24 protein-coding genes and 3 pseudogenes are annotated in these 24,001 nt (G+C 62.2%); 9 read left to right on the forward strand and 18 right to left on the reverse strand.

The features are described from left to right. Nucleotides 1–3: 3 nt before the first annotated feature. The 10 genes from NKH33_RS21280 to NKH33_RS21325 form a co-directional block, all read right to left on the reverse strand. Nucleotides 4–1,008, reverse strand: a complete 1,005-nt coding sequence (locus tag NKH33_RS21280) for an ABC transporter permease (RefSeq protein WP_352795809.1) — start codon at nt 1,006–1,008, stop codon at nt 4–6. Then, a complete protein-coding gene (locus NKH33_RS21285; RefSeq protein ID WP_352775819.1) occupies nt 1,005–1,802 on the reverse strand; it encodes an ATP-binding cassette domain-containing protein in 798 nt (265 codons plus the stop codon). The genes NKH33_RS21280 and NKH33_RS21285 overlap by 4 nt, the downstream gene beginning before the upstream one ends. A gap of 74 nt (nt 1,803–1,876) precedes the next feature. Beyond that, entirely contained in the window at nt 1,877–2,815 is a 939-nt protein-coding gene (locus tag NKH33_RS21290) for an ABC transporter substrate-binding protein (protein ID WP_352542622.1), read from the reverse strand. Nucleotides 2,816–2,931: 116 nt separating this feature from the next. Next, nucleotides 2,932–3,543, reverse strand: coding sequence for a cupin domain-containing protein (locus NKH33_RS21295; RefSeq protein WP_023679230.1), 612 nt, complete (start codon nt 3,541–3,543; stop codon nt 2,932–2,934). Between the two features lie 1,172 nt (nt 3,544–4,715). Further along, on the reverse strand, nt 4,716–5,906 hold the full coding sequence (locus tag NKH33_RS21300) for an arabinose transporter (RefSeq protein WP_352616220.1): 1,191 nt from the start codon (nt 5,904–5,906) through the stop codon (nt 4,716–4,718). 31 nt (nt 5,907–5,937) lie between these two features. Continuing rightward, entirely contained in the window at nt 5,938–6,402 is a 465-nt protein-coding gene (locus NKH33_RS21305) for a lipocalin-like domain-containing protein (protein WP_352921308.1), read from the reverse strand. A gap of 22 nt (nt 6,403–6,424) precedes the next feature. Then, complete coding sequence (locus tag NKH33_RS21310) at nt 6,425–7,441, reverse strand: zinc-dependent alcohol dehydrogenase family protein (protein WP_352921310.1); 1,017 nt, start codon at nt 7,439–7,441, stop codon at nt 6,425–6,427. Nucleotides 7,442–7,466: 25 nt separating this feature from the next. Continuing rightward, nucleotides 7,467–7,862, reverse strand: coding sequence for a (R)-mandelonitrile lyase (locus NKH33_RS21315; protein ID WP_352921312.1), 396 nt, complete (start codon nt 7,860–7,862; stop codon nt 7,467–7,469). Nucleotides 7,863–7,881: 19 nt separating this feature from the next. Continuing rightward, nucleotides 7,882–8,352: a cyclophilin-like fold protein gene (locus tag NKH33_RS21320; protein WP_352921313.1), complete on the reverse strand. Its 471-nt coding sequence runs from the start codon at nt 8,350–8,352 to the stop codon at nt 7,882–7,884. Then, a complete protein-coding gene (locus NKH33_RS21325; RefSeq protein ID WP_352921315.1) occupies nt 8,349–9,539 on the reverse strand; it encodes an MFS transporter in 1,191 nt (396 codons plus the stop codon). Before NKH33_RS21325 ends, NKH33_RS21320 begins: the two co-directional genes overlap by 4 nt. A gap of 150 nt (nt 9,540–9,689) precedes the next feature. On the opposite strand from NKH33_RS21325, the gene NKH33_RS21330 reads away from it, so the two are divergent. Then, the gene (locus NKH33_RS21330; RefSeq protein WP_352819459.1) at nt 9,690–10,583 is read left to right on the forward strand and encodes a LysR family transcriptional regulator; all 894 of its coding nucleotides are present in this window, start codon (nt 9,690–9,692) and stop codon (nt 10,581–10,583) included. A 12-nt stretch (nt 10,584–10,595) separates the two neighbouring features. Here the strand turns inward: NKH33_RS21330 and NKH33_RS21335 are convergent. Continuing rightward, nucleotides 10,596–10,919 (reverse strand): annotated as a pseudogene (locus tag NKH33_RS21335) (NAD-binding protein); the annotation flags it as partial. Between the two features lie 42 nt (nt 10,920–10,961). Between NKH33_RS21335 and NKH33_RS21340 the strand changes: the two are divergent. The 4 genes from NKH33_RS21340 to NKH33_RS21355 all read left to right on the forward strand — a co-directional run bounded on the left by NKH33_RS21340 (nt 10,962) and on the right by NKH33_RS21355 (nt 14,309). Beyond that, entirely contained in the window at nt 10,962–11,621 is a 660-nt protein-coding gene (locus NKH33_RS21340; protein ID WP_352921317.1) for a L,D-transpeptidase, read from the forward strand. Between the two features lie 9 nt (nt 11,622–11,630). Then, on the forward strand, nt 11,631–12,143 hold the full coding sequence (locus tag NKH33_RS21345) for an OmpA family protein (protein WP_352921319.1): 513 nt from the start codon (nt 11,631–11,633) through the stop codon (nt 12,141–12,143). Nucleotides 12,144–12,465: 322 nt separating this feature from the next. After that, on the forward strand, nt 12,466–13,023 hold the full coding sequence (locus NKH33_RS21350) for an OsmC family protein (RefSeq protein ID WP_023679231.1): 558 nt from the start codon (nt 12,466–12,468) through the stop codon (nt 13,021–13,023). Nucleotides 13,024–13,085: 62 nt separating this feature from the next. Then, on the forward strand, nt 13,086–14,309 hold the full coding sequence (locus NKH33_RS21355) for an NAD(P)-binding domain-containing protein (protein WP_352616296.1): 1,224 nt from the start codon (nt 13,086–13,088) through the stop codon (nt 14,307–14,309). Between the two features lie 76 nt (nt 14,310–14,385). Here the strand turns inward: NKH33_RS21355 and NKH33_RS21360 are convergent, their stop codons facing one another. Genes NKH33_RS21360 through NKH33_RS21370 form a run of 3 tightly spaced genes read right to left on the reverse strand, consistent with a single transcriptional unit; the run spans nt 14,386 to nt 16,564 of the window. Further along, on the reverse strand, nt 14,386–14,835 hold the full coding sequence (locus NKH33_RS21360; RefSeq protein ID WP_352921344.1) for a CoA-binding protein: 450 nt from the start codon (nt 14,833–14,835) through the stop codon (nt 14,386–14,388). Nucleotides 14,836–14,840: 5 nt separating this feature from the next. Next, a complete protein-coding gene (locus NKH33_RS21365; RefSeq protein WP_352921321.1) occupies nt 14,841–15,212 on the reverse strand; it encodes a 2Fe-2S iron-sulfur cluster-binding protein in 372 nt (123 codons plus the stop codon). Then, nucleotides 15,209–16,564, reverse strand: a complete 1,356-nt coding sequence (locus tag NKH33_RS21370) for a selenium-binding family protein (protein WP_352771163.1) — start codon at nt 16,562–16,564, stop codon at nt 15,209–15,211. Before NKH33_RS21370 ends, NKH33_RS21365 begins: the two co-directional genes overlap by 4 nt. A 348-nt stretch (nt 16,565–16,912) precedes the next feature. Here NKH33_RS21370 and NKH33_RS21380 point away from each other — a divergent pair. Both NKH33_RS21380 and NKH33_RS21385 read left to right on the forward strand, forming a co-directional pair. Continuing rightward, nucleotides 16,913–17,713, forward strand: a pseudogene (locus tag NKH33_RS21380) (Crp/Fnr family transcriptional regulator); the annotation flags it as partial. 59 nt (nt 17,714–17,772) lie between these two features. Beyond that, a pseudogene (locus NKH33_RS21385) lies at nt 17,773–18,021 on the forward strand (MFS transporter); the annotation flags it as partial. Between the two features lie 412 nt (nt 18,022–18,433). On the opposite strand, the gene NKH33_RS21390 reads toward NKH33_RS21385, so the two are convergent. The 4 genes from NKH33_RS21390 to NKH33_RS21405 form a co-directional block, all read right to left on the reverse strand. Then, a complete protein-coding gene (locus tag NKH33_RS21390; RefSeq protein WP_352921346.1) occupies nt 18,434–18,847 on the reverse strand; it encodes a curlin in 414 nt (137 codons plus the stop codon). Nucleotides 18,848–19,015: 168 nt separating this feature from the next. Beyond that, the gene (csgH, locus tag NKH33_RS21395) at nt 19,016–19,417 is read right to left on the reverse strand and encodes a curli-like amyloid fiber formation chaperone CsgH (protein WP_352771160.1); all 402 of its coding nucleotides are present in this window, start codon (nt 19,415–19,417) and stop codon (nt 19,016–19,018) included. 69 nt (nt 19,418–19,486) lie between these two features. Then, entirely contained in the window at nt 19,487–19,924 is a 438-nt protein-coding gene (locus NKH33_RS21400) for a curlin (RefSeq protein ID WP_352921324.1), read from the reverse strand. Between the two features lie 401 nt (nt 19,925–20,325). Beyond that, the gene (locus NKH33_RS21405) at nt 20,326–21,405 is read right to left on the reverse strand and encodes an alpha/beta hydrolase family protein (protein WP_352921326.1); all 1,080 of its coding nucleotides are present in this window, start codon (nt 21,403–21,405) and stop codon (nt 20,326–20,328) included. A gap of 606 nt (nt 21,406–22,011) precedes the next feature. Here NKH33_RS21405 and NKH33_RS21410 point away from each other — a divergent pair. Together NKH33_RS21410 and NKH33_RS21415 are read left to right on the forward strand one after the other, a co-directional pair. Then, the gene (locus tag NKH33_RS21410) at nt 22,012–22,953 is read left to right on the forward strand and encodes a hypothetical protein (RefSeq protein WP_352921328.1); all 942 of its coding nucleotides are present in this window, start codon (nt 22,012–22,014) and stop codon (nt 22,951–22,953) included. Nucleotides 22,954–23,490: 537 nt separating this feature from the next. Beyond that, entirely contained in the window at nt 23,491–23,640 is a 150-nt protein-coding gene (locus NKH33_RS21415; RefSeq protein ID WP_352921330.1) for a hypothetical protein, read from the forward strand. Nucleotides 23,641–24,001: the final 361 nt, after the last annotated feature.

The raw sequence follows: 24,001 nt of genomic DNA on the forward strand, positions 1-24,001 counted from the left end.
GGCTCAACGGCTCCGCACGGCGCCGCGAAACAGGCGGAAGTTCAGCCAGATGGCGATCAGGATGATCGTTCCGGTGACTATCGGCGTCAGGAAAGGCGACAGATGCGCCAGGATCAGGCCGTTGCCGATGACGGCCACGGTCAGCGCGCCGAGCACCGTGCCGATGATCGTTCCGCGGCCGCCGAACAGGCTGGTGCCGCCGAGCACGACGGCGGCGATGACTTCCAGCTCGAAACCCTGGCCGGCATTCGAAGATCCCGATCCAAGCCGGGCAGCAATGATGATCCCGGCAAGGGCTGCCGCGGTGGCGGAAATCACATAGACGAAGAGCGTCGTCTGCCGCGTGTTGACGCCGGCGCGCCGCACCGCCTCGGCATTGGCGCCGATGCCGGTGACATAGCGGCCGAATGGCGTCTCGTTGAAGGCGAGATAGGCGATGGCCAGGATCGCCAGCGCGATCAGCGCCGGCACCGGCACGCCAAGAAACCAGGCGCGGCCCAGCACGGTGAAAGCGCTTCCGGGCTCGATCGGGATGGAATAGCCGCCGGTGATCAGCAGCGCCACGCCACGGATCACCGAAAGCCCGGCAAGCGTGACGATGAAGGACGGGATGCCCTCATAGGCAATGAAATAGCCCTGCACCGCCCCAAGCAGGGCACCGAGCGCCAACATGGCGAGGATAACGACTGGCCACGGCAGGCCAAACTGCAAAAGCGTCGCCGACAGCGTCGCCACCAGCGCCAGCACGGAGCCGACCGAAAGATCGATGCCGCCAGTGGTGATGACGAAAGTCATTGCCGCGGCGACGATCAGCAGCGGCGCCGACTGCCGCAGGATGTTCAACAGATTGGGCGATGTCAGAAACGCGTCGGTCGCAACCGAGAAGATGATGCAGACGACCAGAAAGAACAGCGCGATCGAGACGACGCTGCCATTGGCGAGCAGCGCATCGCGCCAGGTGCCCTTGCGTACTCGTGAGGGCTGGGCGGTGTGGATCGCGTCGCTCATGCCGGCGCTCCACCGCGATAGCCATTGGTGGCGGAACGCGCACTGAACTTGCGGCCGACGATCAGATTGACCACGTCTTCGATATTGGTCTCGCCGATCAGCCGCTCGGCGACATTGCGCCCTTCATACATGACCTGGATGCGATCGCAGACGAGGAACAGATCCTGCAGCCGGTGGGTGATCAGGATGACGCTGACACCGCGCGCACTGACCGCGCGGATCAGTTCGAGCACCGCCTCGACTTCGGCCACGGCAAGCGCTGCCGTCGGCTCGTCCATGATCAGCACGGCCGGCTCGAACGAGGCGGCGCGGCCGATCGCGATCGACTGGCGCTGCCCGCCGGAGAGGTTTTCGACCTTGAGCCGCGTGTCGGCAATGACGATGCCGAGCCGATCGAGCATCTGGCGCGTCTCGTCATGCATGCGCTTCTTGTCGAGAAAGGAAATGCCTGCGATGCGGCGGCGCGGCTCGCGGCCAAGAAACAGATTGCCGGCAACATCGACCGTGTCGCACAGCGACAGGTCCTGGTAGACCATCTCGACGCGCGCCGCACGTGCGTCCGCCGGGGAGCTGAAGATCATCGGCTTGCCGTCGATCTCGATGGTGCCGGCGTCGGGAACCACTGCCCCCGACAGCACCTTGCTCAATGTCGACTTGCCGGCGCCATTGTCGCCGACCAGCCCCAGCACCTCGCCCGGCTTCAGCGTCAGCGACACGTCATCGAGCGTCTGGATGGCGTTGTAGCGCTTTGAGATGCCGCTCATCCGCACCCGATAGGTCTGGCCACTGCTCATCTGGAATTCCACGCGATTGCAAGGGATCCGCGGCGCAGCCTCGGGCGGCGCCGCGGCTCGGTCGCCGACGCAGTTTACTTGAACATCGCGCGATATTGGTCGACATTCTTCTTGGTCACGATCGTCACCGGGATATTGATGATCGGGTCGATTTTCTCGCCCTTCTTGATCTTGCCCAGCGCTTCGACCGCGGCCTTGCCTTCGCCGGCCGGATCCTGCTGCACGACCGCCACCACCCAGCCGTCATCGATGCCCTGAACGGCCTGCTTGGTCAGGTCCCAGCCGAACACCTTGACGTCGCCGGTGCGGCCCTGGCTGGTCACCGCCGAAACCGCGCCGAGCAAGGCCGGCTCTCCGGTCGCATAGAGCGAGTTCATGTCCGGATTGGCCGTCATCAGGTTTTCCGAAGCGCTCAACGCGGTCTCCTGAACGTTCTGGCCGTCGACTGTGTCGAGGAAGGTGACGCCCTGGCCGCTTTCGGTCACCGCCTTCTTGAAGCCGTCGAGCCGCTGGTTCTGGATGAATGAATTGAGTGCGCCGACGATGCCGATCTTGGCCTTGCCGGCCATATCGGTCTTCACATAGTCGGCGTAGAATTTGCCGATGTCCTCGCCGGCTTTGGTGTTGTCGACGCCGATGAACGAAATATTGTCGCCGTCGGGGATCTGCGCGTCGATGGCTATGACGGGAATGCCGGCCGCCTTGGCTGCAGTGATCGCCGGCTTGACGCCGTTGACGTCGATGGCGACCAGAATGATGCCGTCGACTTTCTGCGTGATGTAGTTCTCGATCGCGTCGTTCTGCGCGCTCGGCACATTGTTGGCGTTGAAAATGACCAGCTTGGCGCCAGCGGCGTCGGCAGCCTTTTGCGCGCCCTCGTTGATCTGGTTGAAGAACAGGGCCTGCTGGTTGATGTTGACGAGAGCGAACGTATCGGCAAGCGCCGATCCCATGGCTGCCGAGCCCATGGCAATGGCGGCGGCACAGCCGGCGAGAAGTTTGAACAGACGCATTTCGGTTCCCCTTGCTTGCGGACCAGACCTCGGCTGGTCCCGTTGGTGCTACAGGCACGAGGCAAGCATTCAAGAGACTTGAATATTTGTCAATCCAAATGAACGCACAGCGTTGCTCAGAAAGTCGCCGGCGTGTTGACCCAGAAAATGCTAGCGCGTTCCTCGCCGATATTGCGGTAATGATGCGGCAGCTCCGACCTGAACACGAAGGCATCACCCGTGGCGAGAGCATGGCTCTTGCCGTCGACGATCAGTTCGATCCGCCCGGCGAGCACGTAGCCGACTTCCTCGCCGGCATGCTGGATCGGACCTTCGCTCGAGCCCTCTGCCTCGATGTGATGGATGTTGCATTGTAAGAGGTGGCCAGGCGAATACGGGATGATGCGTTCGAGCGAAATTCCTTCGCCACGCCGTAGCGCGTCGAGCGCGATCAAAGGCCTTGCGCCCGCCCGGAATACGATCGCCTCGTCGTCGTCGACTTGCTCGAACATCCAGCCGATGTTGGTGTCGAGAACCTCGACCAGGCGGTGAAGCATGGGCAGGGACGGCGAAGCCTTGCCGTTCTCGATCTTGGACAGCAGGCTTTCCGAGCAATTCGCAGCCGCGGCCAGCGTCTTCAGCGTCATGCCGCGTGTCTGGCGGGCGAGGCGCAGCCGAGTTCCAAGTCTTGCGGCATTTACGGTGGCGTCCGTTTCTGATTCTGGCCGCCGTCGATCGATTTTGTTCATCTGTTCGCCAACCATTCAACGGTCAAGGGCAACTATCGCGCGAGCAAAAGACCTCGGCTGACGATTTGCAAGTGCTGATGCGTCAAATTCGAGACTGCAGCCGTAGCTGCCTCATCCGGCGAATGCCGCTCCCGCATGAACCGTGCTGATGATCCCGCGCCAGTTATCCCCTATCGCTTGGCTGTCCATCGTGGTCGAAATCGCCAGCCGTTACCGCGTTTGCGTTATGTGGCGAGTGGACTTGGAACGACAATGCGGGCAAGGCGGGCCACGCAGCCAATCTACACAACCACGGCCGCGCCGACACGATCTGTCACCGAATTGCGGAGCGCGCCCAGAAGTCACCCGCGGCAGCGCCCCATGGAGTTACGCCCAGGGGCGTAGGCTCTCGATAGCCGCGATGTATCCAATGAAATCCCTGGGGCAGTCGCGCACCGCTTAAGCTTCGGCAATTTTGAAGAAAGTCCAACAGAATTAATGGACTAGCACCTTGCTTATGTAAGTTGCGGAAGTGACGCGCGGTTAATGCTTTAGAAGTATAGACACATCGACACGAGGTGCGAAGAAGCAACGCCAATACAGCTGGTTGGTTACAACATATTTATTTTCGCAGATATGGTATTGCCCGTCCGGGGATTCCTGTACCCGGTCCCGTGGGATGGTGAAATTATGCGGCAAATAAGTGTACCCGCCGTCCACCCTGGACCGCACCGAAGACCGGGGTATGGCGCGGCAATCTGAACCGCCGCAGCACTTGAATTTGGTCTGGGGGTCAATCTTGTCTTCGTACCAATCATGGGCGTTAGCGGCTGTTGCGGCGGCGATACACATCGCCGTGAAGATGAGCCTTCGCATGGCATTCCTCAAGTATCTGGCAGGCGCTGCTCGTTGGGGCTTCCATGTATATTAGCGTTCCATTGAAAATACCATTGGCCTCCGACCGACTTAACGCAGCTCCAGCAACCGACGCTCGCAACGGAAGACCGCATTGGGTCACGTCAGGACGACACTTGCGCCGACCAACGGTCAGCTCTTGTCGCTCCGCGTTGGAAACCCGACCGTTTGCTCTGCGCCAATGTCGGCCGTAGACGTCGGTCTTGTCATTGCCCGGAAGCAGACGTCGCCCAAAGCGGGAGCGATCGTGGTTGCGCGACATCTCGAGCACAGACTAGCTATAGTGGAGCGTTACGGCGACCCAGCAGCAGAGCGATGCCCAACGCCGGAAGCGTCGCCGTCGCGACGACGAGGAAGACGAATTGCAGGCCGGCCGACGCGGCGACCAAGCCGAGCGCCGGGCTGCCGAAGCCGAGCGCCACGTCGAGGAAGACGGTGTAGAGTCCCATGGCCAGGCCGCGGCTGCGTTGCGGAAGACGGCCTACGGCCTCGGCACCGAAACCGGGATACACCAGCGAGTAGCCAAGGCCAGTCAGGCCCGCTCCGATGGCGGCGAGAACAGGCCCGGGCGCAAGCCAGGTCAGCATCAGCCCTGCCGCCTCGACCGCCACGAAGATCACAGCGACGCGCGCGCCCCCCAACCTGTCAGGCAGGTGGCCGAAGCACAGCCTTGCCGCGATCAGCGACGCGGCATAAGCGGTGAAGGGAAGCCAGACCGGCTGCCAGCCGCGTTCGGCAAAGAGCAGCGCGCCAAAGGACAGGATCGCGCCATAGCCAAGGCTGCTGAAAGCAGCTCCGACGCCGGGAAGCCAGACCGCTTGCGCCACGCTCGTCCATGACTGTCGCGCGGCGCTCGCGGCGAGGCTGGTGCCACGCATAGGCAGGATGGCAAGCAGCGTCGCAAGCGGCAGGCCGACCGTCGCGAGTGCGATCGCGGCGAAGCCGCTCGCCGCATAAAGCGCAGATCCGATCGGCGCGCCTAGCGCGAGCGCCGCGAACATCGCCGTGCCCACCCAGGCTATGACCTTTCCGGAGTTCTGTCCGCCCGCAAGGGAAAGGCCCCAGGCGACTCCGCCGGTGATGATGAAGCTCTCAGACGCGCCCAGTACCGCCCGGCCGGCGAAGAGCGCCGATGCGGACGCTACGGGCCGGTCGAGCAATGCCAGCGAGCCGACGTAAATGAACCCCGCCAGGGCAGCGGCAATGAGGCCGACGACGACGGCCCGCTTGCCGCCGCGCCCATCGGCATAGTTTCCAGCCCCAATGCGCGACAGCATCGAGGCGACGAACTGGCTGCCCGTCACCAGCCCGACTGCGAAGGGGCCGAAGCCGAGCTGCTGGTGAAGATGCAGCGGCAGGACGGGTAGCGCCAAGCCGATCAGGAGGAAGCCGGCGAAGACAGCCGCCATGATTGGCGCCAGTTCCGCTGTCGCGCCATTTCGGTCTGAAGTCCGCGCCATTGTGGCCATCGATGACAGGTTGACAGTCGGGCTGTTCCGATCAGTAACGTTCGTAGGTTACGCGCCAGCCTTCGGCCGGATTGTCCGGGGTGAGGACCAGTTTGTTGCCCAAGACTTCGAATTTGCGTTTCATGCTCTTACCGACAAGGTTGCGGACCAGGGAGGACTCGATCGTGATGACGAAGGTCTTGTCCTGGTCGTCGATGGCGACCGGGCCGTAATAGGCTTCGTAGCCATTCGCTGTGTAAGGCGTATCCGGCGCCTTGGCGTCAGGGTTCTGGGCCTGCACCGAGAGGGTGCCGGCCTCGGTGAAGATGACCTGGCCGGAATATGGCACGGGCTTGAGGTTTCCATCGGCACCGGCCTCGAGCGACCTCATGCGCCATGCGCCGATGATCGGGGACTCTTGCGAGAAAGCCGGCGTGATAACTGAAAGCGCAAGGGCGGCGATCTTCAATCTCATCGTCATATGTCGTTGTTCCTTTTCTGATTTGCGGGTGCGCACAGGCCGTCCGCCCAATCTTCGCTCACACCGAAAGCATGACCTTGATGGCGCGCCGCTCGTCCATGGCGCGGTAGCCTTCAGCGACCTCGACCAACGGCAGCTTGAGGTCGAAGACCTTGCCGGGCTTGATCCTGCCGTTGAGCACACGGTCCATAAGGTCGGGCAGGAAGCGGCGCACCGGCGCGGGGCCGCCCAGCATGCGCTTCTGGCCGAAGAATAGTCTTTGGCCGTCGAAGCTCACGCCATGCGGCACGCCGACATAGCCGATTGTGCCGCCGGGGCGGGAGCAGGCCAGCGCCTGGTCGAAAGATTCCGCCGTGCCGACGCATTCCAGCACCGAGTCCGCGCCGACGCCCCTGGTGAGGTCCTGGACGCGCGCGACGCCTTTCTCGCCACGCTCGGCCACAATGTCGGTGGCGCCAAACTCGCGGGCGAGTTTTTGGCGGCTGACGTGCCGGCTCATGGCGATGATGCGCTCGCCGCCCATCTCCTTGGCCGCAAGCACGCCCATCAGGCCGACCGCACCGTCGCCGACCACCACCACCGTCGATCCTTCTCGGACCTCGGCTGCGTCGGCCGCATACCAGCCAGTGCCGAGCACATCGGACACGGCCAGCAGGTCGGGGATGAGTTCGGCCGGCGGCACCTCGGCGGTGGCGACCAGTGTGCCATCCGCCAACGGCACGCGGGCATAAGGTGCCTGCGCGCCCGACATGAATTCGCGTTGCACGCAGGACGACTGGAAGCCGAAGCGGCAGTGCGGGCAGGTATTGTCGGAGAGACAGAACGAGCCGACGACGAACTGGCCGGGACGGACGGTGCGCACCTCTGCGCCGACCTCGACGACGATGCCACAATATTCGTGGCCCATATGCATCGGGCCGTCGACCGGCTGCAGCCCGCGATAGGGCCACAGGTCCGAGCCGCAGATGCAGCTTGCCGAGAGCTTGATGATGGCGTCCGTTGGCCGCATGATTTTCGGATCGGCGATTTCCTCGCAGCGGATGTCGCCCGGTTTGTGAAGAACAGTTGCGAGCATTTTGGTTCCTTTCGAGTCGAGAAGATCAGGCGCCGTAGTCGGCGTCGCTGACATGTTCCAGCCAGTCCACGACCTTGCCGTCTTTGACCTCCTGGAGGGCAATGTGGGTCATGGCGGTCTGAGGCGACGCGCCGTGCCAGTGCTTTTCGCCGGGCGCGAACCAGACGACGTCCCCCGGCCGGATTTCTTCGACCGGGCCACCCTCGCGCTGCACGCGGCCAAGGCCGGAGACAACGATCAGCGTCTGGCCGAGCGGATGCGTGTGCCAGGCGGTGCGGGCGCCGGGCTCGAAGGTCACCTGTGCGCCTTGGACCCGCCCGGCATCGAAGGGATTGAAGAGCGGATCGATCCGCACCGTGCCGGTGAACCAGTCAGGTGGCCCCTTGCAGGAAGGCCTCGTGCCAGCGCGAAGAATGTCCATGGTGATCTCCATTGGGTCCTCAACTGCGTTCGATGCGAAGCGGGAACGCGCCGCGAATGTGCAGGGCCTGCTCGCCCTCGTCGAAGCGGCCGAGCCTGATCAGCCCGGGATGGCGATAGTCGGCGTAGAACATGGCCAGGTTGCCCCAGGGCATGAAATAACAAAGGTCATAGGGCTGCTCGTTGGCGAACGGACCGCTTCCCTCTTCAGTCAGCTTGCGCGGCAGATAGGCGATCTTCTCGTTATGCGCGTAGTCCTCGATCTTGAGGTCGAGCGGCAGCATGGAGAAGAAGTCGCGCGCCGACGGATTGTCGTAGAGCGTGGCGGTCATGGTGCGGCCGTTGAAAACCATCCTGATCTTCATGTCGGTGGGCTCCTGGCTGACTGAGGCTTCGCGGTCTTGGCCGGCGGCTGCGCGAGGCAGGGCCGCCACCGCGAGCGCGGCGCCGAGCAATGTCCGGCGGCTGAGCGGCGCACGCTCGATGGTCATGGCAAAGACCTCCGGGCCATATGCGATGCGGCAAAGGCGGCGAGCGCCGATCCGCAGAGCAGCACCGCGCCGAAAGTGAATGCTCCCCACCAGCCGACCGTATCGAAGAGCGTGCCGCCGATCGCGGCACCGCCTGTAATGGCGAGCTGGATGACGGCTACCTGCAACCCGCCGCCGGCCTCTGCGTCGTCCGGCAACGTTCGGCTGAGCCACGTGCCCCAGCCAACCGGCGCGGCCGTGCCGAAGAAGCCCCAGGCAACGAGCAGCAGCGCTGTGGGAACCGGCAAGGCACCGACGGCGATGAGCGCTACGGCCAGCGCGGCCATGACAAGCGGGATGACGATGAGGATGCTGAACAGGCGCGTGCGCAAAAGCCGGCCTATGCAGAGGGTGCCGAGCACCCCGGCCAGCCCCATCGCCAGCAGGATCGCCGAAAGCTCGGCGATGTCGAGCTGAGTGACGCTCTCGAGGAAGGGCCGCAGATAGGTGAAGAGGGCGAACTGACCCATGAACAGCATCATGATTGACGCCATGCCGGTGGCGACAGGAAGACGGCCGAGGAGCGCCAGCGGACTGCCAGGACGCTTCCTCCGGCGCGGGGGCAGCGCCGGCAGGCTTGTCCACTGCCAGACCAGCGCCAGGACCCCAAGCGGCACGACGAGGAAGAAAGCGCCGCGCCAGCCGACATAGGCGCCAAGAAAACTGCCCAGCGGCGCGGCGATGGTGGCCGCGATGGCATTGCCAGCGTTCAGCATGGCGAGACCCTTCGGAACCATGTCTTGCGGCACGAGGCGCATGACGATCGCGGTCGACATCGACCAGAAACCGCCGATCGCGATGCCGAGCAGCGCCCGGCCGACCATGAGGAACGCGTAATTCGGCGCGAAGGTGACAGCGAGCCCGGACACGATCAGGAGAAGGGTAAAGCCGGTCACGACCAGTCGGCGGTCGATCCGGCGCGTGAGGCCGGCGACCAGCAGGCTGGTCACGACGGCGAAAGCGCCCGAAATCGAGATCGCCTGTCCCGTGCGGCCCTCGGTGATGCCGAGATCGGCCGCTAGCGGCGACAGCAGGCTGACCGGCATGAATTCCGACGCGATGAGCACGGAAACACACAGCGCCATCGACAACACCGCGCCCCATGCGGCGCGGTCTTCGACAAGCCTTGTGTCGTAGGTCGTTTCCATGATTGGCATCCTTGCAAGGCGACTGGGGCGGATCAGCCGCCCGTCCCGTCGCCATGCCGGAAGATATTGCAGAGGAACCCATTCTATTAGACTAAGTAATTCGCATGGACTTATCTGCTCATGATATAAATGTCCGATCGGAGGTGCCCTATGCAGCGCGATGGCATGAAGGATCTGCTCTGGTTCGTGGCGGTCGCGCGGGAGCGCAGCTTCACCAAGGCGGCGGCCAAGCTCGGAACCTCGCAGTCGACCCTGAGTTCGACAATCAAGGAGCTTGAAGCTCGTCTTGGCGTCCGCCTGCTGACACGTACGACGCGGAGCGTCGCACCGACCGAGGCCGGCGAGCGACTTTTCCAATCTCTTGTTCCCCGCTTCGAGGAAATCGAAGCCGACCTCGCAAGCCTGGTGGCCTTTCGCGACAAACCCTCCGGAACGGTCCGTCTCACGCTGTCCGACCATGCGCTCCAGACGACCGTCTGGCCGAAGCTGCAGCCCTTGCTCGGCGACTATCCTGACGTGTGCGTCGAGCTCTACAGCGACAACGGCATGAAGAACATTGTGGAGGAGCGCTTCGACGCAGGCGTGCGGCTTGGTGAGAGCATCGACAGGGATATGATCGCAGTGCGCATCGGGCCGGATTGGCGGCTCGTCGCCGTGGCTTCGCCGGAGTACTTTTCCCGCCATCCGGTTCCGACCGCACCCCAGGATCTGGTCGATCATGACTGCATTAATATGCGGCAGGCGACGTTCGGCGGATTATATGCCTGGGAATTCGCCAGGGATGGCCGCGACCTTCGCGTGCGGGTGGAGGGCCAACTCACCTTCAATTCGTCCATTCCCATGATCGAGGCTGCAATAAGCGGTTTCGGGATCGCCTATGTCCCGGAAAACCTCGTTAGCCAGCACATCGCCAAGGGATGCCTTAGGCTCGTGCTTGACGACTGGAGTCCGCCGTTTGCGGGCTATCACCTCTACTACCCGAGCAGGCGACAGCTCTCGCCTGCGATGGCGGTGATCGTTGAGGCGCTCCGCCATCGCATCTGACGGGAGGTCGGGCAGTTTGCGTCTCAGCGCCGCAAGAACCGATTTGGCTGCCTCGGGGTCGTCCAGAGTGATCACCAGCGCCTTTGCACATGCAATTTTCGCGGCGGCCACCATCTCCTCCTGCGAAGCGTTGCCGAAAAAGACCGGTAGACGTTCTTTCCGGGACCGCTCTACATTTTTGGCGTCGAGGTCGACTGCAACCCACCTGTATCCACGCTCGTCGAGCAATCTGCCGATCACCCGGTCTACCCGCCCGAACCCGGCAATGACGAATGTCCGGACACGGCGGACTGAAGCAACGCAGCATTTTCCACTTTGAGGCGAAGTAATTCTCAATTATGGTCCGCCAGGCTTTTGGCATGAGGGGGAATATTGCCGATGGTTTTATCACGCAGGGGTGTCGTGCTCGGCGGCCTGGCGCTGGTCGCGGTGGGTGCAACCAGCAATATTGCTCAAGCCGCGGCGGCAAAATCCTTTTTCGCCGGTACCGCCAGCGACAACAATTTTGTGTATCGCAAGACCAACTTCGCCAAGATCGACAAGAGATGGCACCGCCAGATCGTCAAGTATTTCAGTAGCGAGCCGGTCGGCACCGTCGTGGTCGATACCCGCCACCATTTCCTCTACGTCATCATGGAAAACAAGACCGCCATCCGCTACGGCGTCGGCGTCGGCAAGGACGGCTTCAAATGGTACGGCCGCGCGACGATCGACCGCCGCGCGCTGTGGCCGCAATGGGTCCCGCCCCCCGAAATGCGCAAGCGCAGGCCGGAGCTACCGGACATGATCGCAGGCGGCGCGTCCAACAATCCGCTCGGGCCGCGCGCGCTCTATCTGCACCGCGACGGCGCCGACACCGGCTACCGCCTGCATGGCACGCTGGAGCCATGGAGCATCGGCACCGACGCTTCCAGCGGCTGCATCCGCATGTTCCCGGAAGACATCATCGACCTCTACCAGCGGTGCCCGATCGGCACCGCGGTGCAGGTCCTGCCGCACATCGCCGACCAGGCGCCCGCTTCCACCACTGTCGAATGATTGGCGCTCATGAACCGCATCATTGAAAACACGCGCCGGCTGCTCGCCGCCGGCCTGCTGCTGCTGGCCGCATCCTGCTCGACCAGCAACACGCTGGCCCCTCCCACACCCGACGTCACCAACACCGAGGTTGCCGGCTTCCAGAACGTGCAGCCGGGCAGCGAGGAGGATTTTATCCTCAATGTCGGCCGCCGCACCTATTTCACGCAAGGTTCGGCCGCGCTCGATTCCGTCGCCAAGGCCACCCTCGACACCCAGATCGCTTGGTTGGCAAAGCATCCGCGCTGGCTGCTCAAGCTGCAGGGTTTCGCCGACGACCCCGGCACAAAGGAAACGGCGCTGTCGCAGCAGCGCGCCGATGCGGTGATGGACTACCTCGCCGCCGGCGGCATAGACCGCAACCGCATGTGGGCCAAGGGCTACGGCAAGGACAGGCTCGTCCGCGAGTGCCCCGACACCGCCTGCAGGTCGCAGAACCGCCGCGTTGTGTCTAATTTGCGCGATGTGAGGGACGAGCCGTAGGGGGCTGCTGTTCTGCTTGTGACCCGAAGCAGAGTCTCGCACGCGGCGGCGGCATGGCTGCTTTGCGCAGCAATGTCGGCCATAGAGGCGAACTTTGCCCCCCCCGGAAGCAGACACTGCAATTGACCGCGCTGAAGGTCGTGGTCGCGCCAGAGCCTGCAAAGGCACAACTCGGCACACGAGGGCGAACATTCCGCTGCGGAAACAACTTGAAGAAACGCTTCGCGACCCATAGCATGCCGCGCCATGGTGAAATCTGATCGGGAGGTCAGTGAGATCGGTCGGGTTTTTGAGCCAGTGCAAGGTAGGGAGGATAATAATTATGGCTTCCGAAGTACAGGCAAACAACGGTGTTAACGTAGAGGCGCTGCTCGGCGCACGCGAAGCGCTTACCAATGCCCCGGAGGCAGCGCAGTTCAAGTGGCGCGCGGCCTGCGAATGGAAGGATGGCACCCACAGCCACTCGTCGGTCGAGAGCTTCTACGGTCTCGGCGAGGATCAGCATCGCAAGACCACCTTCACATTCGACGCAGACCATCCGGAGGTCTTCGCTTCCCAGGACAAGGGCGCCACGCCCGTCGAATACGTGCTGGTCGGACTGGCGAGTTGCCTGACCGCCGGCATCGCCGCGGTTGCCCAGAACCGGAATATCCAGTTGAAGTCGGTGAAGGCGACCATCGAAGGCGACATGGATCTCGCCGGAATTCTCGGCATCGACAGCGACGTGCGCAACGGCTTCAGCGGCATCACGGTGAAATACAACATCGACGCCGACGCAAAGCGCGAGGACATCGAGGCTATCGTCGCTCAGTCGCAGAAGCGGTCGGCGGTCTATGACATTGTCACCAATCCGACGAACGTCACGGTCGTGGTGAATTGAAAGGCGCTTCGAACCGTAGACTCTCCTGATGAGAGGGTGCGATTAGTTCCGTCACCACAGCGATCGTCGGCGCGGGGCACGCGGGGCTCGCGATGAGCCGCTGCCTCGCGGAGCGCTCTATCGACCATGTGCTGCTGGAGCGCGGCGAGATCGCCCATACCTGGCGCACCGAGCGATGGGATTCACTGCGGCTGCTCACCCCGAACTGGCAGAGCCGGCTGCCGGGCTTTCGCTATGACGGCGACGATCCCGACGGCTACCGGACGATGCCTGAGGTGATCGACTTCCTCGGGAACTATGCCAAGGCGATCTCGGCTCCGGTCAGAACCCACACGACCGTCACCTCGGTTCGCAGCGACGGGGCGGGATATCTTGTGCGCACGGACCGCGGCGAGTGGCGGTGTCGGACCGTCGTGCTGGCGTCGGGCGCGTGCAACATCGCGCGCCTGCCCGACGTCGCCAGCCGCGTGCCGCCGTCGGTCGCCATGCTGACGGCACAGTCCTACCGCAATCCGGGTCAGGTCGCCGACGGTGGCGTGATGGTGGTGGGCGCGTCGTCGAGCGGCACCCAGATCGCACAGGAGCTGCAGCGTTCGGGGCGTCAAGTGACCCTGTCGGTGGGCGAGCACATCCGGGCGCCCCGCGTCTATCGCGGCAAGGACCTGGAATGGTGGATGGACGCCGCCGGCGTGCTCGACGAGCGTTACGACGAGGTGGACGACATCAGCCGGGCGCGACGGGTTCCTTCGCTACAGCTTGCCGGCACGCCCGACCGCATCACCCTCGACCTCAATGCGCTCGACGACCTCGGCGTCCGGCTCATCGGTCGTCTTGCCGGCATCACCGAAGACGGCAAGGCCCAGTTTGCGGGGTCGTTGCGCAACATGTGCGCGCTTTCCGATCTCAAGATGGCCCGGCTGCTCGACCTCATCGACGAATGGGCGCGCGCCAACGGCCTGGACGCTACGGTCGGGCCGCCGGATCGCCCGCCGCCGACCCGTGTCGAGGACAACCCGCCGCTCGGCCTCGATCTTGCCGGAGGCGCTATCAGGACGATCATCTGGGCCACCGGCTACCGGCCGGACTACTCCTGGCTGGAACTGCCGGTCCTCGACCGCAAGGGCCACGTCCGTCACGACGGCGGTGTAGCGGAACATCCCGGCCTCTACCTGATGGGGACGCAGTTTCTGCGCCGCCGCAAGTCTGCTCTGATCGACGGCGCTGGCGACGACGCGCGGGATCTCAGCGATCATCTGGCATCGTACCTCGGGCAAAATTCAATCTGATAGCAGAATCAACGTCTGAGACTCCAGGGGGAACAGGTTGGTTGCCACGACACCCCCGAATTCTGCGCCCCTGCAGTCATATTCCCAAATGCAGCTTTGGCTTCCAGAAGGGGCGGAACAACTCAATCTTGGGACAGCGGTTCATCACCACTTTCAAGCCCGCTTCCTCCGCCAACTGGGCGGCAGCGTCATCGCGCACCCCAATCTGACCCCACAGAACCTTGGCATTAATTGCGATGGCCTGCTGTGCAACTTCCAACAGATCTTCGGAGCGGCGAAAAACCTCAACCATATCCACAGGCCGGTCGATGGCCGCTAGTGACGCGTACACCTTAAGCCCTCGAATCTCATCCAGACCGGGACTGGGGTTGACCGGGATCATGTCGTAGCCGATTTCGTGCAGCACCCTGAGTACCCCATAGGAAAATTTAGTTTTATCGGGGCTGGCCCCAACCATCGCGATGGTTCTGACCGATTTCAGAATGTCTTGCAGATAAGCCTCCGAATAGGGCTCATCATGATTCATATGGGTCATTTCTTTGCTTCCAACGGGGTCGCAATATCGGCTTTCAATTCATGAGCGGCCAGCGGGTCAAGGAAGGGGTTGCGATAGAGCTTGTCGTGGCTCTCAACGCCGACCTCCAGCGTGCAGTCGCTCAAAGGGCGGGCGACGCAGAGGATTATATAGCCATTGTTGATCTGGCGGTTGTTCAGCGCCCGCTGCGCTTTTTGATCGACTTTGCCGCTGATTATTTTGGCCGCACAGGTTATGCAGCCGCCATACTTGCACCCACACGGCAGATCCACGCCCTGCTCGCGCAAGCTTTGCAAGAGGGGCTTGCGGTGATCGACGTCAAAGGCCGCACCGCCTTGATTGGCGAGAATGATGGTGAAGCAGGTCATACCCAGATGTCACTCGTGCAATCACCCCCGGGATAACGGGTTTCGTGGCAGCGGCTTGGTCCATTTGGTTCCTTACCAAAATCAACAACGAATAGCGGATCGATTTCCATGCCGCCGTTTTCCGTATTGCAATTGACCATCAGCATGCATCCGCCATTGGTGCGGATTTCCGGATAGAACTGATTATCCCACGTCGAGAAGAGTGAGGTCGTCACATAAAGGCGCTTGCCGTCGAGGCTGAGCTGTATCATCTGAGGCCCGCCAGTCACTTTCACGCCATTGACCTCAGGCGCACGGCCGAGAAGTCCGCCCATCCACACTTGTCCGGTAAGCTTGGCGTTGTGAGGGTCCGAGATGTCGTACTGACGAATGTCGCCATGCAACCAGTTGCACAGATAGAGGTATCTATCGTCCATGCTGAGCAGAATAACCGAGATCACGCCCGGTATTGGTATCGGCCATGCGGGATGCGGCTCATTGCCGACATCGACAATTTTTTCCCATTGCCAGTCACCCGCCGCGTTCTTCCACCAATGGATGATATTTGCAGAAAGGGCCGCGCCAACAAAGCCGTGACTGCTGTCGGGGTTATGATGGAATCGCACTTCCAGTGGGATCAAGCCATCTTCACCGAGATAGAATGTTTGCTTTGGCTCCTTCTTTTCAAAATCCCACAAATGGATCTCTCGGCCATATTTCAGATGACCAACCTCTTCCAGGTCAAAGCCAGGCATGAAGGTATTGGGCGCGGCCCATTCCGAGCTGACCATTACGTTGTGTCGCGGCTGGTACCAGAAATCATAACCAAACTTGATCCTGCCCATGGAATTTTCCCAGCGGCCGACAATCTCGAACTCCTTGCTGAGTTGCAAATAGCCGCCGGGGGCATTGCCCTGGGCGTCACCAAGCATGGAAACGATGATGTCCGAGCCGAGGCAATGCACCGTGTGTGGCGCCGACAGGTTAGTCCTGGCTTTGATTTCAGCGCCGTCTATCACCTTGAACAGTGTCGGGCTGCGCGGATCGGTACCGCAATCGACAATATGCAGATTTGACGAGCGCACACCCGGCACGATCAGATATTTCCGCTCCATGCTCGCATCGCCATGGCACGACGAACAGGCATTCCAGCCCGAGTGATGAAGCTCATCGCCAATACCCGGCATTTGCAAACGCGAAATCACCTGGCTGTAGGTCGAACTCTCCGGGTCGACATCAATCGTGCACAGATAGTCCGGCTTCTGAATGCCCGTGCCGGTGTAGATGGCAATCGTATAGAGCAGCTTTTCGCGAGGTGCCGTCATCGCCTCGGCTGGAGAAGCATAGCCCGGTCCACAGCAATGATTGGTCATGGGTACTTCCCTTTGAACAGATCACTCGCCAGCCCCAAAGGGGCAAGCTGGAATGTTAGTGCATGCTTGGCATTGGCGCTATGGCCGGGGAGGCGGAGGCGGCATAATAGGCGCGCCCGACGGGGTTGACAGCCAGATGATCGTGGGCGAACGGCTCGACGATCATCCACCTGCCGTCCGGATTGAGCGAGCTACGAGCATGCGTGACATGGCGTCGAGGCTGCCGATCTCCCCCACAACAACGGTACAACAACGGGGAAGTTGCGCTCTCTCCCAAAACGCGGCTCCGCCTCGCTTTTTTATTGATCACGGCAAAAAAACAACGCTAACTGGCTCCCGCGAGGGGCCATGCTGACAAGTGATGAAGTGGGAGCAATCCCGTTGTTTTCGGGTTTGCCGGCGGCAGAGCTGGAGCGGCTGGCGCGGGCAGCGGCCGATCTTCACCTCAGCCCCGGAGAGTTCGCGATTCACGAGGGTGGAGAGGCCGCGCTGTTTGCGGTTCTCGCCGGCAAGATCGAAGTCGTAAAGACCTTCGACGGCATCGAGCGAACGCTGGGTTGGCGTCTGCCGGGAACGATCTTCGGCGAGGTGCCGATTGCGCTTGGCTCGGGTTTTCCCGGTGGCTATCGCGCCGCCGAATCTTCCCGCGTCATGCGCATCGACGTTCAGCAGTATTATTCCATCGCCGCGGTGTCAAAGGACGTGGCCCAAAAGGTCAGCGCGCTTGCCCGCGAGCGGATGGGCGGGCTGCAAAGCGTCACTGCCGAGCCGCAGAGGCCGCGCGTCACATTGGTCGGCCATCGCTGGGACACGGCGTGCGGCGAACTGCGCCGGTTTCTGGCCCGCAACCAGATTTCGTTCACCTGGCTGTTGCCCGACACGTCGGATGCCGAGGCTTTCTGGTCTGCCCTCAGCAGGCCGGCTCTCGATGGTCCCGTTGCCCGGCTGGCGGACGGGGAGATTATCGAAGCACCCGCCGTGCGCGATCTTGCCATCCGCCTCGGGCTGCAGACGCGCCCGCGCGGCGCCGAGTACGACGTCGCGATCATCGGCGGCGGACCGGCCGGTCTTGCGGCTGCGGTCTATGGCGCCTCCGAGGGGCTGCGCACCATCGTCGTCGAACGCGAGGCGCCCGGCGGGCAGGCGGGAACATCCTCGCGCATCGAGAACTATCTCGGCTTCCAAGCGGCATTTCCGGCGACGAGCTTCAGATGGACGTCCCGACGCGCTCATCTTACGTCATGGCGGTCGTCACCGAGGCGGAGCGGGCAGCCGCCGCAAGCTTCACATCGGTACCGCGCAGTTTGGCTGCCGCAGCCAGTCCCGCCCTGGCGGGCGCTCTGTTCGCTGCCTCGTTCCGGGCTTGGCCCCTGATCATCTGCGGTGCACTGAAGATCGCTTACGATCTGCTGCTGCTGATGCAGTTTCGGCACCTCAAGCCGCCGGAGGAACGGTGATGCAGCCGCCGGTTTGGGGTGTTTGACCAGGAGGGGTCAATCGCGAAGCAAAACGTTGGAAAGTTGTCGATCACTTCCGGCTGTCGCGGAGCGTGAAATGTCGCCTCGCTTCCTCGTGACATTGTCTGCCGCACTTTATCTGATATCATCGGTGTTTGCCGGGGCAGGATCACCCGTTCCGTCGAACGTCTGCTATGCGTGGAAAAGCCGCTGCAGAAGGTCCGCATCGGTGAAGGTTTTTCGATGTGGGCCGCAGCGCGAGGGGTGCGGCTGGGTCGACATCGGCCCGCGTTGAAAAACCTCCCAAGGAGGAAGCCGCGGGGTCATCTTCGGCTCTGCCGAGATGTTCGGCCCGAATGATTGGGTCGCGCGCAAGGGGATCGAGTCCCGCTCGCGCCCCGATTATCGGCCGTTACCAGCCGTAGCTGAAGATGGCGCCGCCACCACCGTCGCCGTTCTGCACGACATTCGCCTCGGTGTTCCTTCCGAACTGGAAAATACCGTAGGCGTTGTCGTTGCCGTTCTGCCTCAGGATGGCGGAATGGCCGTTGCCCTTCTGATGGATGATGCCCAGATTGCCGCGGCCGTTCCGGCCGAGGCCAGCAGCATTACCGTGTCCGGACTGACGGATTCTGGCGCCGTGCAGGCCGCGATACTTCGAATAGACGCGCAGGCCGGTCGCCAGGGCGCCGGCGTCGCGAGCGTTGGCAGGAGCAAATGTCACCGACACCCGGCCTCCTGCGTAGGTCGGTGCGGACAGCGCCACCTGGCCGATGCTGCCGGCAACGAGAGCGGCAGTAAGGGTTATGAACATATTGCGGGTCATCTTGGTCTTCATTTCTGGCTGCCTCAGCCTATGGCCAACCTTCCCGAATTGCGGCTGAACCATCCCGGAACCCATCGTTCAGCTGTCGTTCATTCATTTTTCCCGGCTCGGCACACATAGAAAAGGCGCCGAACGCCGACGCCCTTTTTCGTAAACTGGCCGGTGCGATCAGGTCGCGCCGCCGACCCGCGCGGCGCAGCCGATGCTCTTGCCATCGACCGCAACTTCGAGCTTGGCGTCGTAAACGCCGCCCTTTGCGTCGAGCGTGATAGCGCCGAGCGTAGCTGGCTTGCCGGGCGCGGCGTTGAAGGCGCCGCCCTGCTCGATGCTGGTGCCGTCGGTGCGACCGGTGCTTTCGACATGGAAGGAATAGGTGCCACTCACGTTTCTGTCAGCATAGGCAAGCGCCTCAAGCAAGACCATGCCCCCTTCCGGCGTGGCGCGGATCTCGCAGCGCACCGGCCCAACGGACTGGTCGGCGTTGGCCATGGTCGCCAGCGCGCCGGCCGGGACCAGGACCAGGGCGAGTGCCGCCATGACGCGGCGGGAATGCTTGACGATGCGGGGCATGGTTCGTCTCCTTGGCTTGGCTAGCGGCGGCCGCGGAATCTTTCCGCGGCCGTCTGGCCGTTGCCGTGTTTATGGGCAGGCCTGGACGAAAGCTGCGACATTGCCGCTGCCGCCCTGGCTGACATTGGCATCGCAGCCGTGGCCCACCTGTACGCCGGCAGCAATGTTGCCGTTACCGTCCTGGGTCAGAATAGTGGTGTGGTTGGAGCCGAACTGGCCGACGCCGGCCACGTTGCGGTTGCCGTTCTGGTAGGTGGCGCCGTAGTTGCCGGCCCCGTCCTGGCCGATAGCCGAAAGGTTGTGGCGGCCGCGCTGCTGGCCGATCACCTTGTTGAAGCGGCCGTTCTGATACACCCGGATACGGTTTTTGAAGCCGTTCTGGGCGCCGCCGGCCGAGTTCGACCAGCCATATTGCTCGATGCGCACGTCATTGGCCATGGCCGGAGCGGCGGCAGTGATACCGACAAGAGCGGTAAGCGCGGTTGCGATGAAAGAATTGCGGATCATGAGAGCGTCTCCTTTGGCGGACGGGACCGCGGTTGAACGGCTTCTTTTTAGGAGATGCCGTTCGAACTAAGGCTGAAGGCGGCGTTCAGCTGGGGTTCAGGAGGGCTTGCGCGGGTCGTGGCTGCGGCGGTCAGGCCGCTATTCGCTAGGGCAATGGGTGGAGCACACTCGCCAAGGGCGGCCGGTGTTGGACATTTCTATACTTGGGGTTGGCCGCTTCCGGCCCACACGCTGCCGGACGGCAATGCGCCTCATGTCGGTCGTCAAAGTTAGCTTTGCAACTGCCTTAAAGAGGACATTACCGGCCACCGCATTGGTGATCGCGGTTGCGCCACAGCGGACCACGTGTTGCCGTTGGCCACACGAGCGCCTCCACCTGTCCAGCAACGAGTCCGGTCGGCTCAGTGGAAGGTCGTTTTATAGTGGAGGCCCGGAAACGACGCCTCGCCGGGTCGCAGCGCCGCCTGCCCCATGGGATCACCTTTTAGAATACTGAGGAAGAATGCCGCGGTCAGCGTCTTGGCTTGATCGAACTGCGGACCGGAACCGGAACCGTATGCGAACATCATGTGCCCACCCTTGTCGAATACGGCCAACGCCTTATCTCGACTTCCGATGCTATCATGCGCCCATAGGGCATTGAATTCCGGCTTCACCATCTCGTCGTCAGAAGTGACCAGTATGAGCGTCGGCACTTTGACAGCCGCAATGCCAGTGGCGCCGAATACCTGCAGCTCGCCGCCCGGAGCTGCGAGAACGAGCGCCGCCACGCGGCTATCCCAAATGGGTGGCATCGGCTCCGCAAACGGGTCCGCAGCGCCGTAGAGTTTGGCAATCGTTGGCTCGAAACCTACAAATTGGCATGAGTCGCCATACTTCTGGGCCTCATTTGCAGCGCACCAGCTATCCAGGGCTTTAAAGTCGACCCGAGCGCCTCCCGCCTGGAGCGCAGTCGCTCCGCCCGATGAATGCCCCCAGACGCCGATGTGGGAGGTATCTATGAGTCCAGCGAGTTTGCCACCCGGGGCTGTCAGTGTATCGGCGTAGCCGATCACACGAAGCACGTTGGCAGAACGATAATAGAGCAATCGGCGAACGTCGAATCCGGTATCATAGCTCGAAGCGAAGACAACGAACCCGTAGGTCGCGAGAAACTGGCCCCAGCGGGTGTAGGCTATGCCCGGCATCGAGGATCCGGGGATCAGCACAAGCAGCGGATAGGGACCGGTCGTTGCCGGCGGTGCCTCCGGCGTCGTCTTCAGGATTGCGCCGGCGGGAGCTGGCGCAGGACCAGCAGCGGGATACCAGACCCATGTTTCCAGCGGGTGCTCACCAGTCACGTCAGGTATCGTGAACTTCTGAATACCGATCGCGAAAGGACCGGGCTGGCTGAAATCGGTTGCGATCGCGGGTGTCACTGCGATCAGGGGCAAGATGACAAGCCAAGGCAGCAGAAGAAAACCCAAGACAGCCTTGATCATAACGTGCCTTCCTGCGCGGTGCCAGGCTGCCGCTACCGTTCACCCATGACGGCAAGACGTCAAGCCCGAGTGCTGCCCACAGTCCATCTATATGGTACGTTCGATCGTTTTGCTGCCCTGAGTCTTCGCTTGAGTGGACTGAGAGGAGTTGCAGCTTTAGGAACGTGCGGAACGGGTCAGTTCGAGACTCGGACCCACCGGATTGAATGTCTGCATTCTCACGCGTTCATACCAGAACCGGCCGGACCGCTCCCGGCCCCACAATGGTCGGGGCATTGTCACTTCAGACCGCTGGGCTTCAGGCCGCCGTGAGGGGACCGGAGAATTGTTTGGACTTTGAAGGTGGTAGCGGGAGACCGTTCTCTCCGCTTTCAACACTGCCACCAATCCCCTTCGAACTAAATGTCGCCGCATAGCGGACACCAGGCCATGGCGACGGCGCAGTGATGTAGCGAGACACGGTTCTCACGCGAGGGACCATTCGCAACCGCGTATCCCCTCACTACGGTACTTGGAGAAGAGCTTATGCATCCCATAGCTTGAGGACGATCCCGAGACACCGGCGACGGACGGGTGCTGCTCGATCCCGCGGTGGCGGGAAAGCCCATGGCTGTCAATCGACACCCACGTTTCAGGCGCAATCTGGCCGTCCCCATTGGGGTCCTTGTTGTCGCAGTCGGGCTTGCAGCAGCGTGGTGGAGACCCTGGGAGCCACCGCTTCGGCCCGCCGCTCTGACAGCCAATGCGAAAGCCGATCCCCGGCCATCCGTCGTCGTACTTCCATTTGACAATCTCAGCGACGACAAGGCGCAAGGTTATCTGGCTGACGATTTCACCGAGGACCTGACCACAGAACTTGCACGGGTGCCCGGCCTGTTCGTCGTATCGCGAAACGCGGCTTCCACCTACAAGCACAAGGAGACCAAACCCGCTGAGGTCGCCGCAGCGCTTGGTGTCCGGTGCATTCTGGAGGGCTCGATACGCCGGGTCGGCGACGACATGCGTATCAACGCGCAATTGATCGACGGCTCGACCACCGGTCATCTCTGGGCAGAACGTTTCGACGGCCAATGGACGGATGTGTTTGCGCTGCAGGACAAGGTCGTCGTCAGCATCGCAGGCGCGCTCAAGCTCCGTCTCGTCAGCGTTCAAGGCAAGGCAGATGTCGCGGGCGGCACGCGCAATCCTGCAGCCTACGAAGCTTACCTCCAGGGCACGGAAATCTACAATCGTCGCAAGGCTCCAGACGAGTTTGCGCAGGCGGTGAGGTTTTTCCAGCAGGCGCTGGAACTCGATCCGGATTTCGGCGCAGCGGCAGCCTCGCTCGCGTGGGCCTATTGGGACATGGACGGGCCGCGGATCAAAGCTTTAACCGTTTCGGATATCGGTGCGCTGTACAACGCCTACAAGTACCTGGGGGAGGCGGCCAAGCATCCTTCGCCGTCCTACATCAGCTCGTCGCCAGTTTGCTGGTTCGCGAGCACCGGTCCGACGAGGCAGTTGCGGTTATGTTCAAGGCAGTGGCGCTCGACCCGAGCGATCCCCTGAACTATGTCGGGCTGGCAGAGGCCATGAATTTCAATGGCAGGCCGAACGAGGCGCGCAACTATCTCGTCGCAGCCGACCGTGTAGGCCCAGGCGGCAATGACCATCGGCACTACCAGGCTGGGCTGGCTGCATTTGGCCAGGGTCGTTCGAGGAAGCTGTCGACTACCTTGAAAGGATCGATCTCCAATCGCCTGATCCATGGCCGAAATTCTATGGCCTGCAGGTGTTGGTTTCGGCCTACGCACATCTCGGGCGCGGTGACCAGGTCGCGGCCTATAGGGACAGGCTCAGGAACGTCATGTTGGAGCGAAAGGATGGAGGGGCAAATCAGCTGGTCACGCAGAGGTATTTTGTGTTCAAGAACTCGGCTGACATCGGGCGTCTGCTGGACGGCCTGGACAAGGCCGGGTTGCCGGAGTTGCCGGAAGAGGTCAATCTGGATGCAAGGACCGGCTTACCGGTTCGGAGATCAGGTCGCTCATCCTCGGTCGTGAGCTGCGCGGGGGAGGCGCATGGATAGATAAAGGAACCAGTTGGGTGCAGCAGAACTTCCTGTGCGACGCCATTCCGAAAGATCAGACAACCTGCGGTGCGATCTTCCGCAATCCTGCCGGGACGCCGGAGCGACGCAACGAGTATACGGCAGTCTTCCGTTTCGATCGTTTTGAGTTTTCGACCGTCAAATAAGACCACCCCGGACCTGCCGGCGATATTCCATTCCGAACCAAAACTGCTTGCGGACCTTTCTGCCCGCTGATCGCGCCACGATGAGCGCAACGCAACGGTTTCGACCGACGCAAGGTGATGATGCACTAAATGACCGCCTCAACGCTTCGCCTTCGGTGCCTCCGCCCGGAAGTGGACATCGCGGGTGACAATGCTGGAGGTCATGTTCGCGCCAGAAGTGGCCGTCTATGGGTAGGTTCGCTTCCAAATGGCGGCTTTGGGATCAAAAGTTCGCGTTCGCGACAGGCCGGATCGCGCGCCCATTCCGTCATTCGTGCGAAATTCTTTGCTGCTAAAAGCCGCCATTCGGTCATATGGCCGG

Source organism: Mesorhizobium sp. M1182 (assembly GCF_040318335.1).
Classification (GTDB): Bacteria; Pseudomonadota; Alphaproteobacteria; order Rhizobiales; family Rhizobiaceae; genus Mesorhizobium.